A 15882-nucleotide genomic window follows, 5' to 3' on the forward strand; every position below is an offset into this window, starting at 1 on the left:
ACGCGCCCTCCCAACTCGGACTCCACTGGTCGATCGATGCTCGATGATGGCACGGTCCTGACCGCCGAAATGACGGGCAGGGCTTCCCGATGCCATCACGTGATCAGGCTGTAACCGCCCGTTCGACCAACGCCAGCGCCTGACGCGGGAGTTCCCCGCGGTGCTCCGCCGCGCCGTTCAGCCAGTGGACCCGCGGGTCGCGACGGAACCACGAGTCCTGACGGCGCGCGAATCGTTTGGTGGCGCGGACGGTCTCGGCGCGCGCCTCGTCCTCGGTGCATTCCCCGGCCAGCGCGGCCAGCACCTGCTGGTAGCCGAGTGCCCTGGACGCGGTGCGTCCTTCGCGCAGCCCGTGCCCCTCCAGCGCGCGCACCTCGTCCACGAGTCCGGCCGCCCACATCCGGTCGACCCTCAGGGCGATGCGTTCGTCGAGTTCGGGGCGGGCCACGTCGACGCCGATCTGGACGGTGTCGTACACCGCATCGTTACCGGGGAGGTTGGCGGTGAAGGGCTTGCCGGTGATCTCGATGACTTCGAGGGCCCTGACGATTCGGCGGCCGTTGCTGGGCAGGATGGCCCGGCCCGCTTCGGGATCGGCGGTGGCGAGGCGGGCGTGCAGCACCCCGGAGCCGCGTTCGAGCAGTTCCTCCTCCAGCCTGGCCCGTACGTCGGGGTCCGTACCCGGGAACTCCAGGGCGTCGATGGCGCCCTTCACATAGAGACCGGAGCCGCCGACCAGGACGGGGGTGCGGCCCGCGGCGAGCAGTCTGTCGATCTCGGCACGGGCCAGCCGCTGGTACTCGGCGACGCTGGCGGTCTCGGTGACGTCCCAGATGTCCAGCAGCCGGTGCGGAATGTCACCGCGTTCGGCGGGCGTCAGCTTCGCGGTGCCGATGTCCATGCCCCGGTAGAGCTGCATGGAGTCGGCGTTGACCACCTCACCGTCGAGCCGCTGAGCAAGGAATACCCCCAGATCGGACTTTCCGGCCGCAGTGGGACCGACGACGGCGATGACCCGCGGCGCGGGAGCTGAACTTCTCACCGCCCCAGTCTCGCAAACCTCCGGACCTGAATCTCACGGGATCAAAGATAAGAAATCCATAAAGGAGTGGGAAACAAGGAAAAGAGGGCGTCTCCCGGCCGCACGCACCCGGCCGCGGCGGAGTGCGGGCGGGGCGGAGAGGCGGGGCCGGTCCCGTCGACAGGATCGGGCCGCGCGCCCCGTACGCGCGGCTGCGCGGCCCGACGGGCCCGGCCCCGACGGCACGGGGCCGGGAAGGACGGGCCGGGCCCGCAGACGCTCAGGAACGCCTTCCGGGCCGTCCTCAGCCGAGCTTGTCGACCGCCTGGTAGTACGTCCAGGCGGTCGCGTCGCAGGTGGCCTTCTTCACGCCCGAGTAGGTCGCGCACACCCGCTTGAGGTCGCCGTAGAAGGCGTCGTCCAGGCGGGACTTGTTGGCACCGAAGGAGCCGGCCGCCTTGTAGTTGCGATAGCCGAAGTCATGGCGGGCACAGGCGTTCCGGAAGGGAAAGCCCAGGGGGTTGTCCGGCGAGGTGGTGCAGTAGTCCGTGGACCAGTCGAAGCCGTACGCGGTCCAGGCCCCCTGGTCGGCGCGGGCTGCGAAGAACGCGTCATAACTGGTCGCACCGGACTGGGTCCAGCGGGCGAGCACCGCGTCCTTGTCGGCGGGGGCGGCCGAGGCGGGGGTCACGGACATCAGGGAGACGGTCATGGCGAGTGCCGTGCCGGCCAGCGAGACGGGGATGTGCCGACGCATGAATGTCCTCCATGGCGGGTGGGGGCGACCGCGACGTGGGTTCGTCGGGGCGCGCCCAGCTTCCGCCACGGGCATACGGCGGATGTGCACCGGAGCTATATCGGCCTGCCGCGCCGCCGCAGAAGGCCGGGAAGGGGAGGCAGAGGGCCGGGAAGGGCCGGGGAGGTGTCAGGCCCTCAGGAAAGCGAGCACCGCGAGCACCCGACGGTGCGTCTCGTCCGCCGGGGGCAGGTCGAGCTTGGTGAGGATGCTGCCGATGTGCTTGCCGACCGCCGCCTCGGAGACGACCAGCTCGCGGGCGATCGCGCCGTTCGACCTGCCCTGGGCGACCAGGGCGAGGACCTCCCGCTCACGCGGCGTCAGCCGCTCCAGCGGGTCCCGGCGACGGCGCAGCAACTGGCGTACCACCTCGGGGTCGACGACAGTGCCGCCGTCGGCGACCTCGGCCAGCGCGTGCACGAACTCCTCGACCTGGCCGACACGGTCCTTGAGGAGATAGCCGACGCCCGATCCGTCGCCGGAGTCGAGCAGCTCGGACGCGTAGGCCCGCTGCACGTACTGGCTCAGCACCAGGACGGGCAACGTCGGCTGTTTCTCGCGCAGTCGGACCGCCGCGTGCAGGCCCTCGTCCTGGAAGCCGGGCGGCATCCGCACATCGGTCACGACGATGTCCGGGTGGTGCTCGGCGACCGCGGTGAGCAGCCCCGGCGCGTCGCCGACCGCCGCGACCACCTCGTGGCCGCAGCGGGTCAGCAGGCCGATGAGTCCCTCGCGCAGCAGCACGCTGTCTTCGGCCAGAACTACGCGGAGGGGTCGGTCCGCTCGCAGGGGTCGCAAGGAATCTCCACACGCAACAGGGTCGGCCCACCCGGCGGGCTGGACAGGACAAGTCTGCCATCAAGGACCGACACCCGGTCCGCGAGTCCGGTGAGGCCGCTGCCGCCTTCCTCGCTCGCACCGCCCCGGCCGTCGTCGCGCACCTCCAGGACCAGCCGTCCGTCCCGGTGCCCACCGGTCACCTCGGCGCGGCTCGCCCCGCTGTGCTTGGCGACGTTGGCCAGGGCCTCGGACACGACGAAGTACGCTGCGGCCTCCACCGCTTGGGGCAGTCGCTCCGGGACCCGCAGGGCCGTCTCGACCGGAGTCGCCGAGCGGTCGGCGGCGTCCGCCACCGCCGCCTCCAGGCCGTAGTCCGTGAGCACCCTGGGGTGGATGCCGTGGATGAGTTCACGTAGTTCCGTGAGCGCCTGGCCCGCCTCGTCATGGGCCTTGGCGAGCTGGTCGGCCAGTGGCCCCGGGGGTGCGTCGAGGCGGGCCAGGCCGAGCGTCATCGTCAGCGCGACCAGGCGCTGCTGCGCCCCGTCGTGCAGATCCCGTTCGATGCGGCGCCGCTCCGTCTCGAAGGCGTCCACCAGCCGCACCCGGGAACGCACGAGTTCGGTGACCTTGGCGCCCAGGCCGGCATCCCTCGGGGCGATCAGAAGGCGCGTCAGCTCGGCCCGCGCCCCGGCGACGAGCCCCAGGAGGTAGGCGCCCAGCGCGAGGAGCACCACTCCGAGCACGGCCACACCGAACGCCGCCGGCCAGGTGGTGACCGTCCACTGCTTGAGCACCTTCGTCTCCCGGCCGTCCCCGAGGGTCGCCAGCAGGACCGGCGTGGCGGCCATCGACGCCGGGCACAGCAGAGCCACCATGACGGCGAGTGCGTCGAGCGGCCACAGCACCACCGCGAACAGCAGCGCGTACCCGAGTTCACGCCAGGTCGCCTGCTCCCGCAGCCGCGTGCGCAGCCATCCCCACAGACCCGGCACGGGCGGCATGCGGTGCGGGTCGGCGGCCGGGTCGAGGTCGATGAGGCGCAGCCTGCGCCGTTCCACGGACGCCACCGGGATCCCGCCGAGCGCCGCGAGCACGAGGAGCGGCAGACCCACCAGGACGACGGCGAGTACCCCGCCGACCGCGGCCGCGGTCACGATCGAGACCAGCGCGACGGCACCGGCCACCACGCCGGTGCCCAGGTACGCCACCGACCGCCAGGGCCACGCCGAACGCAGGAAGTCCGGCCCGGTCATGGCCTGCCACACATTCCGGGGGTGCATGGCGTCACCCTAACGGCCTGGTTCACGCCGGAGAGTGGCTCGGCGAGCGGTGTCACGCGGCTTCGGATCCGAGGCGGAGGAGGGAGGCGACGCGGAGCGTCGTCGGCCGACGACGACGCCGGAGGCGAAGCCGCATGGCGCCGGGAGCCCGCTCGCCGTCGCGCACCCGGCCGTAAGGGCTGTCCCGTAGCCCATCGGCGGGTGCACGACGGGGTGGGGCCGGCCCCACCTTCCCCGCTGAGGCCCTGTGCACGGCGGTGGCGGCCGGCCCAGCGAGGGCGGCGGCAAGGACTTGCCACCGCAGCCTGTTGCCATTTCCGAAGGCTCAATTCCGCCACAACTTGGCCGAACAATGGCCAGTAGTTCACGCTCCGGCGTGCTGATCGGCCGTGGCCGCACAGGGCGGCCACGGCCGTACAAGGGGGGCACACATGGAATTCCAGCTTCTGGGACCGGTCGAGGCAAGAGAGGGAACACGTCGCATCGCACTGTCGGGATCGAAGGCCCACACCGTGCTGGCCGTGCTGCTTCTGGCGCGCGGCCGGGTGGTGGGGGACGATCGGCTGAGCTCGTTGCTGTGGGGGTGGGAGCCACCGGTCACCATGAACGCCCAGATCTACACCTACATATCGAGACTCAGAAAGCTGCTCGGGCCCGGCGTCGAGCTGGTCCGCAGACAGCCCGGCTACCAGCTGATCGCCGAGGGCGCGACGGTCGACGCCGTCGAGTTCGAGCGCCTCGACCGGCAGGGGCGCAAGGCCCTGGAGGAACGGCGGTTCGCGGAGGCGGAGGAGCTGTTGCGGCGCGCGCTCGACCTGTGGCAGGGTCCCGCGCTCGCGAACGTGACGCCCTATCTCGCCGAGGCGGAGCTGCCGCAGCTGGAGGAAGCGCGGATGAGTGCGGTGGAGCACCGCATCGAAGCCGATCTGGCACTGGCGCGGCATCGGCGGCTCGTCCCGGAACTCACCGGACTCGTCGGCGAGTTCCCGGTGCGGGAGAGGCTGCGCGGCCAGCTGATGACGGCGTTGTACCGGTGCGGGCGGCAGGCCGAGGCCCTGCGCACGTACCACGAGGGCCGCAAGGTGCTCGCCGAGGAGCTCGGGGTGGATCCGGGCAGCGAACTGACGGCCAAGTACCAGGCCGTGCTGTCGGGCGAGTTGAGCCTGCTGCCGGAGCCTGCGCACCTGCCCACCTCGGCCCCGCACTCCGCGCCCCCCTCCGCCGTCGCGCCGATGTCACCGGTCATGCTGCCGCCCGACATCGCGGACTTCGCCGGCCGGAAGAGCCAGTTCACCGAGTTGTGCGCGCAGTTGACCGACACCCCGGCGGATCGGCGTGCCGGGGCGCGGCCACGGCGACTGCTGATCTCCGGGATGGCGGGCGTCGGCAAGACCGCGCTCGCGGTGCGTGTGGCGCACGCCGTCGCGGCCGAGTTCCCCGACGGACTGCTCCACGCGCGGCTGCGCCACCGCGACGGCACGGTCAAGGACTCCGGACAGGTGCTCTCGCATCTGCTGCGAGCGCTCGGTGAGCGGCCCGAGGCCCTTCTCTCCCCGGACGGCAGCCGGCTCCAGCTCGACGAACTGATCCGCCTCTACCGCACGAGGACCGCGGGGCGCAGGCTCCTCCTCTTCCTCGACGACGCGGCGAGCGAGCTCCAGCTCGACGCGCTGCTTCCGGCCACGGCGGACGCCGCCGTCCTCGTCACCAGCCGCAACAGGCAGAGCGCGGTGCCGGGCTTCCGCACCACCCCCCTCTACCCCATGGACGGCAGCGAGTCGCTCGCCCTGCTCTCGGCGATCGCCGGGGTCTCCCGCATCGTCACCGAGCCGCAGGCCTCCCGGGCCCTGGTCGACGCCTGCGGGGGGCTTCCGCTCGCGCTGCGGGCCGCCGCCACCCGGCTCGCCGCGCGGCCGCACTGGCCCGCCTCCCGCCTCGTCCGCAATCTCGCGCAGCCGGTGACGCGCCTCGCGGAACTGCATGTCGGCGATCTGGACATCGGCGGCCGCCTCGACTCCGCACTGCGTCTGCTGCCTCCTCACGAGCTGGAGTTCACCCGGGCGCTCGCCTCCTGCGGCCCCGCGGTCTTCTCCGCGTCGGCTGCCGCGCCGCTGCTCTGCAGGTCCGAGTCGGCGACCGAGGAATTCCTGGAGCGCCTCGTCGAGGAGTCGCTCCTGGAGATGTCGGGCGTCGACGCGGCGGGTGAACCCCACTACCGGTTCCACGAACTGGTCCGGCTGGCCGCCCTGGACTCCGGAGGGCTCGCGCTCGTCGCGAACCGGACGTTCACCGGGGCGAGCTGAACCGACCGCGGAGGGTATGCCTGGCCCTACCCCAGGTCTCGGTCCTGCCGCACTGCGCCGACCCCCCGCGACACGGTTTCGTTGAGTCATCGAAGTTGCGAGGAAGGCGGCATCCCGATGGTGGCTTGGCTGACCGAGCACACGCTGGTGCACGGAAGCCCCGGCGTCCTGGCGGCGGTGCTGCTCCTGCCCGCACTGGAGGCGGCGCTGCCGCTGGTGGGTGCGCTGATGCCGGGGCAGACCGCCGTGCTGATGGGCGGAGTCCTCGCCTGGCACGGACAGGTGACCGTGGCGGCGGCGCTGCTGACCGCGGTCGCCGGAGCCGTCGCGGGCAACCTCATCGGTTACGCGGTGGGGCGACGCTGGAACACCCGGGTCCTGAGCCGGATCCCGGACGGTGGGCGGTGCCGGCGGTACACCGAACGGGCCCTGGGCCTGATCGAACGGCGCGGCGGCGCGGCGGTGTTCGTCGGCCGCTTCACCGCCGTCCTGCGCACCCTCGTGCCGGCGCTGTGCGGGGCCACCCGGATGCCGCTGCGCCGCTACCTGGGCTGGTCGCTGGTCAGCAGTGCCGTGTGGGCACCCGCCTTCGTCCTGATCGGGTACGCCATGGGCCCCGCGGGGCCGGGCTGACCCGTGCCGTGTGCAACCTCCTGCCGTCGCAACTTCCTGCACCCCGCGCACCGCCTTCCGGCCGCCCGGCGACGGCCCGGCCAGGGCAAGGTGGCCGACGCGCTCCCGAACATCCGTCCCGCCCGATGTGCGGGGTGACCGACACCGAATGAGTGGAAAGATGACTGACGACGCGATCAAGTTGCGCTCCGTGAGCAGGCAGTACGGGTCGGGGGGCGGCGCGGTGACCGCCCTCGACCAGGTCTCTCTCGGCTTTCCCAAGGGCACGTTCACCGCCGTCATGGGCCCGTCCGGTTCGGGCAAGTCGACTCTGTTGCAGTGCGCGGCCGGGCTCGACCGGCCCACCTCGGGCTCGGTCACCGTGGGCGGCACCGAACTGACCGGGCTGAGCGAGACCAAGCTGACCCTGCTGCGCCGCGACCGCATCGGCTTTGTGTTCCAGGCGTTCAACCTGCTGCCCTCGCTGACCGCCGAGCAGAACGTGGCGCTGCCGCTGCGCCTGGCCGGGCGGCGGCCCTCGCGGGCCCGGGTCCGTGAGGTGCTGCACCAGGTCGGCCTCGACGAGCGCGCGGGGCACCGGCCCTCGGAGATGTCCGGCGGCCAGCAGCAGCGCGTGGCGCTGGCACGCGCGCTGATCACCCGCCCCGAAGTGCTCTTCGGCGACGAACCGACCGGTGCGCTCGACTCGCAGACCAGCCGCGAGGTGCTCGCCCTGCTCCGCGGCATGGTCGACCGGGAGCAGCAGACGATCATCATGGTCACGCACGATCCGGTGGCCGCCGCCTACGCGGACCGCGTCGTCTTCCTCGTCGACGGGCGCGTCAACGGCGAGCTGGTCGGGGCGAGCGCCGAGGAGATCGCCGCCCGCATGACCAAGCTGGAGGCCGTGCCGTGCTGAGCATCGCCCTGCGGACCCTGCGCACCCGCTGGATCACCTTCGTCGGCAGCTTCGTCGCGCTGTCGCTCGGTGTCGCGCTGATCGCCGTCATGGGGCTGGCCCTCGCCTCCTCGCTCGACGCGCCCGGCCGGGTGCCGGAGCGGTTCGCCGCCGCTCCGGTCGTGGTGAAGGGCGCGGACGAGCTCCGGGTACCGACCCGGATCGGCGACCGGGTCAAGAAACTGGCCGCGCCGCGCGCCGTGCCGGAACCCCTCGTGGTGAAGCTGCGCGAGCTCGGCCGGGTGGTCGAGGACCGCTCGTTCGCCGTACGCGCCGAAGGCGGGCCCGGTGACCTGGTGGGCCATCCCTGGTCCACCGCCGCCTTCGCCCCGTACCGGATCGGCGAGGGGCGCGCGCCCCGGGCCGCCGACGAGGTCGTCGCCGGCGGCGACTGGGCCGCTGTGGGGCAGCGCATCGCCACGGACCACGGCACCGTGCGGGTCACGGGCACCGTGAAGGGGCTCGGCTTCGAGGACGCGCTCTTCTTCACGGATGCGCGGGCCGCCCGGCTCTCGCCGCACAGCGTCCAGCTGGTCGTCGATGCCGACGCGGACGCGGTGCGCCGGGCGGCGCAGGGCAGCCCGGGTGTGCGCGTGCTGACGGGGGACGACCGCAGGCTCGCGGACGCCGACCCGGACCGCGACAGCGAGGCCCTGGTCGCGATGAACGCCATGTTCGGCACGGCCGCCGGCGTCACCGGCTTCGTATCGGTCTTCGTGGTGGCATCGACGTTCGCGTTCGCCGTCGCCCAGCGGCGCCGCGAGTTCGGTCTGCTGCGCACGGCGGGCGCGACCCCCGGACAGATCCGCCGGATGGTCTTCGCCGAGGCACTGCTCGTCGGTGTCCTAGCGTCGGCCGCCGGCTGTGTCCTCGGCTCGTACGGCGCCCCCCGGCTGGCCCGGTGGGTCGTCGACAATGAGCTGGCGCCGAGCTGGTTCACCATCGGTGACTACACCTGGCCGTACCACATGGCCTTCTGGACCGGCCTGCTGGTGGCGCTCTGCGGAGTGGTCGCCGCGTCGTGGCGGGCGGGCAGGACCGGCCCGGCCCAGGCGCTGCGCGAGGCGTCCGTGGACACCAGGACGATGACCTGGGGCCGCTGGCTCTTCGGCGGAGGCCTGCTGCTCGCCGCGGTCGTGACGCTCGCCATGGCACTGTCCACGGAACCGGGCGAACTGCTCCACCGCAAGACGTACGTGAGCCGCCCGATGCTCCTGATCACCGCGGTCGCCCTGCTCGCGCCGGTCCTGGTGCGCCCGCTGACCCGGATCGTCGCCTGGCTCCCGGCCCAACTCCCCGGCGCGGGAGGGATGCTGGTGCGCGAGAACGCGGCGGCGGGCATCCGTCGCACCGCGGCCATCGCGGCCCCCGTCCTGGTCACGGTCGCCCTCGCGGGCTCCCTGCTCGGCGCGACCGCGACACTCAACGAGGCCAAGGCCACCGAGACCCGCGACCAGGCCGCCGCCGACTACGTGGTGTCGCCCGCGGGTCCCGCCGGCTTCGACGCGGCCACCGTCGAACGGCTGCGGAAGGTCGAGGGCGCCGAGGTGTCCGCGACCTCCGCGAGCGCCGTCTACGTCCTGGAGGACGGCGTGGCGCTCGTCAAGTCCGAAGCGCGGGCGGCCGATCCGGCGATGCTCGCCAGGACCACGCGGCTGCCGATCGCATCGGGCCGCGTCGCCGATCTCCGCGACGACTCGATCATCGTCAACGAGGAGTGGGCGCGGCACACCGTCGGACAGCGCGTCGACGTCTGGCTCGGGGACGGCACGAAGAAGTCGCTGCGGATCGCGGCGGTGATGCGCACCGGCACCGGCAACAACGGCGTCTACGTCACTCCGCGCAACGCCCCGGGCGCGAGTGTCGACCGGGTCGACGTCAAGGTCGCGGGCGGCGCGGACGCCACCGCGGTCGCCGCGGGGCTGCGCGCGGCCGTCGCGGGCGGCGGACAGGTGCGCACCGAGGAACAATGGGTGCGGGCGAGTTACCCGGAGACCAACCGGACCACCCGTCTGGGCTTCCTGCTCGTCCTCGGCATCGCTCTCCTCTACACGGGGATCGCCCTCGCCAACACCCTGGTCATGGCGACGTCCGACCGGGTGCGCGACCTGGCGGTGCTCCGTCTGGCCGGGGCGACCAAGTGGCAGGTGCTGCGGCTGGTCGGTGCGGAGGCGCTGATGGTGGTGGCGGTCGGCGGGGTGCTCGGTCTGCTCGTCGCCGCGCTCAACCTGCTCGGCATCTGGAGCGCCCTCGGCATCCTCGAGGTGTGGACCAGTATCGAGGTCCCGTGGTCGACGCTCGGCGCGACCGTCGGCGCCTGCGCCGTCCTCGCCGTCGTCTCGGCGATGACCCCGGCCTGGTTCTCCCTGCGGCGCCGGGCGGTGGAGCTGGCCGGCATGCGGGAGTGAGCGGACGCGAAGAGCCGGGCACCGACCTCGTGAGATCGGTGCCCGGCTCTTCGCGTAACCGGGCTCAGGCCGAGGGCTCGGCCATCGCCACCGCGATCCTGCGCGGTCCGGTGAACGGCTCCCGGCCGTGTGCGGCCAGCATGTTGTCCACGATCAGCACGTCGTCGCGCTGCCAGTCGAAGCGGGTCGTCGCCGCGCGGTAGGCGGCCCTGAGATGGGCGACCGTCCCGTCCGGGATCGGGGTGCCGTCGCCGAAGTAGGTGTTGGTGGGCAGGTCCTCGTCCGGGAAGATCTCCCGCAGTCCCTCCTGCACCTCCGGCGCCAGCGAGGTGACGTGCCAGAACGTGGCGTGGTTGAACCAGACCCGCTCGCCGGAGACCGGGTGCGTGTGGACCGCGTCCCGCGTCGTCGTCGTGCGCAGACCGCCGTCCTCGCGCCACTCGGGCGAGATCCCCCTGTCCCGGCAGTACGCCTCGACCGCGGCCCGGTCATGGGTGCTGAACGCCTCCTGCCACGGCACTCCGAAGTCGCCGTGGAAATTGCGCACCACCCGCCAGCCGCCGCGCCGGGCGAACTCCTCGCGGACCTCGGGGTCGATGGCCCGGTACACCTCACGGATGTCGGCGAGCGGTGTGGCGCCCCGGGTCAGGGCCGGCTCGACGCAGTAGAAGTACAGCGCGAGCGGCCAGACGGCCTGGTACGAGTTCTCGTTGTGCAGGAAGATCTCCTCGTCGGCGGGATAGTCCGTCGACGTGTACACCTGGCCCTTGATGGTGGAGCGCGGTGACGACCGCTCGGTGTAGCTCAGGGGGCCGGTGCCGGAGAACTCCCGCACCACTGCGTCGAAGCCGTCGACGCCGCCCACCTCGAAGCCGCGCAGCAGGATCGCCCCGCGCTCGCCGAGGATCCGCCGCAGCTTCGTCCGGTTCCCGGCGATGTACTCGTGCACCTTCGTGCCCGGCTCCGCCGTGTACGCGATCGCGGTCATGGGACCAGTACCCCTCTCCACTGCCGCTCCTCGTTCCGCGGCTCCTCGTAGTCGCACAGTTCCACCGGCCCCGTCGAGCCCGCCTCGCGGGCCAGCGCGGCGAACGCTCCGCCGGCCGTCGGCAGGTCCTGCACCAGCCAGGTGCCGGGGCCCGTCGGCTCCGTGTGCCGCACCACGACGGGGCCGTCCCGGTGGGGCTGTACGTCGACCGCCTTCAGGTTCGTGATGATGCCGACGCCGCTCGCCTTGACGACGGCCTCCTTGCGCGTCCAGGCACGGAAGAAGGCGTCGAGGCGCGCCGCCTCGTCCGGCCGGGAGCGGGCGTGCGCGAGTTCGGACGCGCTCATCACCAGTTTCGAGGCCCCCTCGACATCGAGCCGGCGCCCGTCCTCGACGTCCACTCCGACCTGCCGGCCGACGACCACGGCGAGCAGCCAGTGCCCCCCGGACCGCGAGAAGTTGAAGTCCAGGTCGGTGACGGGAGCGTCGATGCGCGGTCTGCCGTGCCTCGGGTGGCCGCAGCGCGGGCAGGGACGGCGCCCGAGGACGACCTCCTGCGGTGCCACGTCCAGATACCGGGCGAGCACCCTGCGCAGTGCCGCGTGCGAAGCGGTGTAGCGCGCCGCGGCGCGCGAGGACATCCGCCGCACGCTGCGCAGTTCGTCCTCGCCGAGCAGGACGGCGTCGCCGGGGGCGGGTTCGTCGGGGGCCCTGCCGTGCCAGATGTGGGCCGCGTCGCGGTCCCTCAGGTACTCGTATGCGGCTGTCATCGCCTCAGTCCGTTCTCCCGGGTCCGTGGTTCTCGCCCACGGAAGTCAGTCCGACATCGCGACGAGCACCCGGCGGTCGCCGGTGAACGGGCGCCGTCCGTGGGCGAGCAGGACGTTGTCGATGAGCAGCAGGTCGCCGGGGTGCCAGTCCACGTCGACGGCGTGCTCCAGGCCGCGGTCGCGGATCTGGGCGACGTACTCGGCGGGAATGGGACTGCCGTCGGCGAACGTGACGTTCTGCGGCAGCTCGTCCTCGGGCAGGATCTGCGCGAGGGCGCCGGCCGTGTCGTCGCCGAGCCCGGCCGGGTGCCACTGGTCGGACTGGTTGAACCACACCTCGGTACCGGTGACCGGGTGCCGGGTGGTGGCGGGGCGCAGCGAGGAGACGCGGATGCCGCCGTCCGCCTTCCACTCCCAGGTGGCGCCGGTCCGGTCGAGGAAGGCGTCCACCTGCGCCCGGCTCGTCGTCTCGAAGGTGTCCTGCCAGCTCTTGCCGAAGCCGTATCCGTCGTGCAGGTTCTGGACGTAGCGCACGCCGTCGGCGAAGGCCTCGCGCACCTCGGCGTCCAGGGACTCGAGCCACACGGCCGCGTCGACCACAGGTGTCGCGCCACCGCTGCCGGGCTGCACCTGGCAGTAGAAGGCGAGCCGCGACGGCCAGGCGTGCGCGTAACTCATCTCGTTGTGCATGGAGATGGTGAATTCCTGCGGGTACTCCGTGGACGTGTAGACGTTGCTGCCGACCTTGGTGCGCGGCGAGTTGCCGTGCACATAGGCGAGCCGGTTGGGCAGCAGGGTGTCGAGCACCTGGTCCAGGTCCGCGGGGGTGACTCCGAAGCCGCGGAAGACCAGGCCCTTCTCCGCCACGAGCAGCTTGTCGAACTCCTCCCCCATGCCGGTGATCCGCTCGACGAGCTCCTCGGAGCCGCCGATGCTCTCGGTCTCGATCTCCAGGGGAGTCCAGGCCTGTGTGTGCGTCATGGGTTCATGCCTCCAGATCCTTGGTGATGTCGGCGACCAGTTCGGCCTCGCGGGGAGCGAGGTAGAAGTGGTCGCCCGGGTAGGTGCGCAGGGCGAAGTCCCCGGCCGAGGTGAGCTCGGACCAGGCGAGGACGTTCTCGCGGGAGCAGCCCGGGTCGTCGCGGCCGAGGTACGCGGTGACCGGCGCCGACACCCTTGGCGGTGGCGACGCGGGCCGGTACTCCTCGATGAGCCGGTAGTCGGCGCGGAGCGCGGGCAGCAGCAGTTCGCGCAGCTCCGGGATGTCGTACGCCTCAGAGCCCAGGTCGCCGAGCCTGCGCACTCCGGCGACCAGGTCGTCGTCGCCGCGCAGATGCAGTCCGGTGGGGCGGGCACGGTGCGGTGCGGAGCGGGCCGACACCAGGAGGCGGCGCGGTACGACGCCGTGCCGGCGCTCCAGCCGCAGGGCCGTCTCGTACGCCACGGACGCGCCCATGCTGTGCCCGAACAGCGCGAGGGGCACGTCGAGTTCGGGCAGCAGGGCGGCGTCGACGGCGTCGGTGAGCGCGGCCATGGACTCCACACAGGGTTCGCTCAGCCGCTCCTGGCGGCCCGGGTAGCGCACCGCGAGCAGCTCCACGTCGAACGGCAGGCGCGCCGGCCAGCCGTGGAAGAGCTGCGCGTTGCCGCCCGCGTGCGGGAAGCAGACGAGGCGCAGCCGCGGCCGCCCGGACGGGGCCGGGTAGCGCCGTAGCCACGGCTCGTCGCGCACCGTCCGCTCACTCGCTCCCCTTGGCCGGTTCATGTGTCACCTCTCGCTTCAGGTCCGGTGCCAGTACGGCGAGCAGGGCCAGCACGCCCATGGCCGCGGCGATCACGCGGACGGTGGGCAGTGCGCCCCACGCCGCGAGCAGCAGGCCGCCCGCGAAGGACCCGAGCGCGTTGGTGCCCGAGCCGATGAGGGTCGCCGTGGCAGCGACCCGGCCCTGGAACGCGTCGGGTGTGATGCTCACCTGGTAGACGGCGGCGGCCACGTTGAACACGGCGCCGACGAATCCCGTCCCCGCGTACAGGGCGCCGAGCAGCACCGGGTGCGCGGTCAGGGCCATGGCGCCGATGAGCAGCGCCCAGGCGGCGGCTCCGCCGATCAGCAGGGTGCGCTGGCGCATCCGGCGCCGCACCCTGCCGCCGGCCAGTGCCCCGCACAGTCCGCCGACGCCGCCGATGCCCACGATCACCGCGAGGGCCGAGGCCGACAGCCCCGACTCCTTGACCCGCACGATCAGGGCGAGCGCCAGCATCTGGAACAGGACGTTGGTTCCGGCCACGTAGCCGAGCGCTGAGCGCAGGAACCGCTGACGCCACAGCCACCTCATCCCTTCGACGACCTCACCGGTCAGCCGGGAGCCGTCCCGCCGGCCGGTCTCCTCCGTCTGGAAGTCCTTGCGGATGAACAGCAGCGAGAGCAGCGACAGGAGATAGCCGAGCGCCCCGAACCCGAAGGGGAACGAGCGGCCCAGCGAGTGCAGCAGCACTCCGCCCGGCTGGCCGAGCAGCCCTGCCGCGCGCCCGCGCGCCTCGTTCTGCGCGAGCGCGGCGGGCAGGTGGTCCGGGTGCACCAGATTGCGTACCGCGCCGCGCTCGGCGAGCCGGTAGAACACCGAGAGCGACGCCTCCGCGAACGCGGCCGCCGCCAGGTGCACCACGAAGACGCGGCCGGCGGCGAGCGACAACGCCACGCCGCCGACCACCAGCACCCGGCCCGCCTCGCAGACCAGCATCACCCGGCGCCGGTCCCAGCGGTCCACGAGGGCCCCGGCGGGCAACTGCACCAGGAGCAGGGGCAGCAGGGCCGCCGTGGTCACCGCGGACATGGCGAGCGGCGAGCCGGTGTGCCAGAGCACGATCAGCGGATACGCGACGGTGGTGACCCGCGCGGCCAGGAACGACATGCTCGCCCCCGACCACAGCAGCAGGAACTCCCGGTTGCGGCGCAACGGCCCGGCCGGTGCTCCGGCCCCCCGCGCCGCGCCGTCCACGAGCGTCATGTCCTGCACCACTCCAGGACCGCCATCGCGCTGTGCATCTTGTTCTCGGCCTGCGCGAAGGCGATGCTCGCGGGGCCGTCGAGCACCTCGGCGGTGACCTCGTCGCCGCGGTGCGCCGGCAGGTCGTGCATGAAGACCGCTTTGGGGCTGCTCTCCCACAGGGCCGCGGTCACCCGGAACGGAGCGAAGACGTCCCGCCAGTCGGCGTCGGGCTTGCTGGAGCCGGTGGTCTGCCAGCGCGTCGTGTAGACGACGTCCTGGTCGGTGGGCGGTTCGTCCATGTCGTGCCGCTCCCGGAACATGGCCCCGTACCGGGCCGCCTGCTCGGTGGCGCGCTCGCGGTAGTACGGGGCGAGGCCGTAGCCGGGCGGGGTGCGCAGTTCGAGCGTGGCGCCGGGGAAGCGGGTCAGGGCGAGCGCGAGCGCCGAGGCGGTGTTGTTGCCCTCGCCCACGTACAGGACACGCAGTCCCTCGATGCGGCCGAACTGCCTGTGCAGGGTGGTGAGATCGGTGAGCGCCTGGGTGGGGTGCTCCTGAGCGCTCATGGCGTTGACGACCGCCATGCGGTCCTGCGCCGCCCAGGCCCGCATCTCGGCGGGGTCGCCCGCGGTACGGGCGACCAGCACATCGAGCATCCGGGACATGACGTGTCCGGTGTCCTCGCTGGTCTCGCCCGTGTTGAGCTGCAGGTCTCCGGGCCCGTACGAGACGATCTGCCCGCCGAGCCGCAGTGCGCCGCTGGAGAAGGCGGTACGGGTACGGGTGGAGGTCTTGCTGAAGTAGATGCCGACGACGGACCCGGTGAGCGGGGCGGGGCGGCCCGCGCCGCCCGCCGAGAAGGCGGCGCCGCGGGCGACGAGGGCGTGCAGGTCGGTGTCGGTGAGGTCGTCGATGGAGATCAGATGCCGTACATGGGCCACGGTGTCCTCCTGAGGTACCGAAGATGTGGATGACATGT

At 72.5% G+C, this 15882-nt stretch carries 14 protein-coding genes; 4 read left to right on the forward strand and 10 right to left on the reverse strand.

Annotation, left to right across the window (positions count from 1 at the left end):
• Positions 1–103: 103 nt before the first annotated feature.
• The 4 genes from miaA to ACIQCZ_RS16100 all read right to left on the reverse strand — a co-directional run bounded on the left by miaA (position 104) and on the right by ACIQCZ_RS16100 (position 3877).
• Positions 104–1042, reverse strand: coding sequence for a tRNA (adenosine(37)-N6)-dimethylallyltransferase MiaA (gene miaA, locus ACIQCZ_RS16085; RefSeq protein WP_402282802.1), 939 nt, complete (start codon positions 1040–1042; stop codon positions 104–106).
• Positions 1043–1325: 283 nt separating this feature from the next.
• Positions 1326–1778 (reverse strand): phospholipase, encoded by a 453-nt coding sequence (locus tag ACIQCZ_RS16090; protein WP_402282804.1) that lies wholly within the window; start codon positions 1776–1778, stop codon positions 1326–1328.
• A 168-nt stretch (positions 1779–1946) separates the two neighbouring features.
• Complete coding sequence (locus ACIQCZ_RS16095; protein ID WP_376218075.1) at positions 1947–2606, reverse strand: response regulator; 660 nt, start codon at positions 2604–2606, stop codon at positions 1947–1949.
• A complete protein-coding gene (locus tag ACIQCZ_RS16100) occupies positions 2579–3877 on the reverse strand; it encodes a sensor histidine kinase (RefSeq protein WP_402282806.1) in 1299 nt (432 codons plus the stop codon). The genes ACIQCZ_RS16095 and ACIQCZ_RS16100 overlap by 28 nt, the downstream gene beginning before the upstream one ends.
• 431 nt (positions 3878–4308) lie before the next feature.
• Between ACIQCZ_RS16100 and ACIQCZ_RS16105 the strand changes: the two genes are divergently transcribed.
• The 4 genes from ACIQCZ_RS16105 to ACIQCZ_RS16120 all read left to right on the forward strand — a co-directional run bounded on the left by ACIQCZ_RS16105 (position 4309) and on the right by ACIQCZ_RS16120 (position 10158).
• Entirely contained in the window at positions 4309–6180 is a 1872-nt protein-coding gene (locus ACIQCZ_RS16105) for a BTAD domain-containing putative transcriptional regulator (protein WP_402282807.1), read from the forward strand.
• A gap of 117 nt (positions 6181–6297) precedes the next feature.
• Positions 6298–6813, forward strand: coding sequence for a DedA family protein (locus ACIQCZ_RS16110; protein ID WP_402282809.1), 516 nt, complete (start codon positions 6298–6300; stop codon positions 6811–6813).
• Between the two features lie 160 nt (positions 6814–6973).
• A complete protein-coding gene (locus ACIQCZ_RS16115; RefSeq protein ID WP_402282810.1) occupies positions 6974–7711 on the forward strand; it encodes an ABC transporter ATP-binding protein in 738 nt (245 codons plus the stop codon).
• Positions 7705–10158: an FtsX-like permease family protein gene (locus ACIQCZ_RS16120; RefSeq protein WP_402282813.1), complete on the forward strand. Its 2454-nt coding sequence runs from the start codon at positions 7705–7707 to the stop codon at positions 10156–10158. Before ACIQCZ_RS16115 ends, ACIQCZ_RS16120 begins: the two co-directional genes overlap by 7 nt.
• Positions 10159–10222: 64 nt before the next feature.
• Here ACIQCZ_RS16120 and ACIQCZ_RS16125 read toward each other — a convergent pair whose 3' ends face one another.
• Genes ACIQCZ_RS16125 through ACIQCZ_RS16150 form a run of 6 tightly spaced genes read right to left on the reverse strand, consistent with a single transcriptional unit; the run spans position 10223 to position 15880 of the window.
• Positions 10223–11146, reverse strand: a complete 924-nt coding sequence (locus tag ACIQCZ_RS16125) for a TauD/TfdA family dioxygenase (protein ID WP_402282815.1) — start codon at positions 11144–11146, stop codon at positions 10223–10225.
• Complete coding sequence (locus ACIQCZ_RS16130; RefSeq protein WP_402282816.1) at positions 11143–11916, reverse strand: 4'-phosphopantetheinyl transferase family protein; 774 nt, start codon at positions 11914–11916, stop codon at positions 11143–11145. The genes ACIQCZ_RS16125 and ACIQCZ_RS16130 overlap by 4 nt, the downstream gene beginning before the upstream one ends.
• 45 nt (positions 11917–11961) lie before the next feature.
• Positions 11962–12897 carry a TauD/TfdA family dioxygenase gene (locus ACIQCZ_RS16135; protein ID WP_402282817.1) on the reverse strand — a complete coding sequence of 312 codons (936 nt, stop codon included), beginning with the start codon at positions 12895–12897 and terminating at the stop codon, positions 11962–11964.
• 4 nt (positions 12898–12901) lie between these two features.
• On the reverse strand, positions 12902–13681 hold the full coding sequence (locus ACIQCZ_RS16140) for a thioesterase II family protein (RefSeq protein WP_402282819.1): 780 nt from the start codon (positions 13679–13681) through the stop codon (positions 12902–12904).
• Positions 13656–14924 (reverse strand): MFS transporter, encoded by a 1269-nt coding sequence (locus ACIQCZ_RS16145; protein WP_402282820.1) that lies wholly within the window; start codon positions 14922–14924, stop codon positions 13656–13658. The genes ACIQCZ_RS16140 and ACIQCZ_RS16145 overlap by 26 nt, the downstream gene beginning before the upstream one ends.
• Positions 14921–15880 carry an ornithine carbamoyltransferase gene (locus tag ACIQCZ_RS16150; protein ID WP_402282822.1) on the reverse strand — a complete coding sequence of 320 codons (960 nt, stop codon included), beginning with the start codon at positions 15878–15880 and terminating at the stop codon, positions 14921–14923. The genes ACIQCZ_RS16145 and ACIQCZ_RS16150 overlap by 4 nt, the downstream gene beginning before the upstream one ends.
• Positions 15881–15882 lie beyond the last annotated feature (2 nt).

The organism is Streptomyces sp. NPDC093149 (assembly GCF_044754145.1).
Lineage (GTDB): Bacteria > Actinomycetota > Actinomycetes > Streptomycetales > Streptomycetaceae > Streptomyces.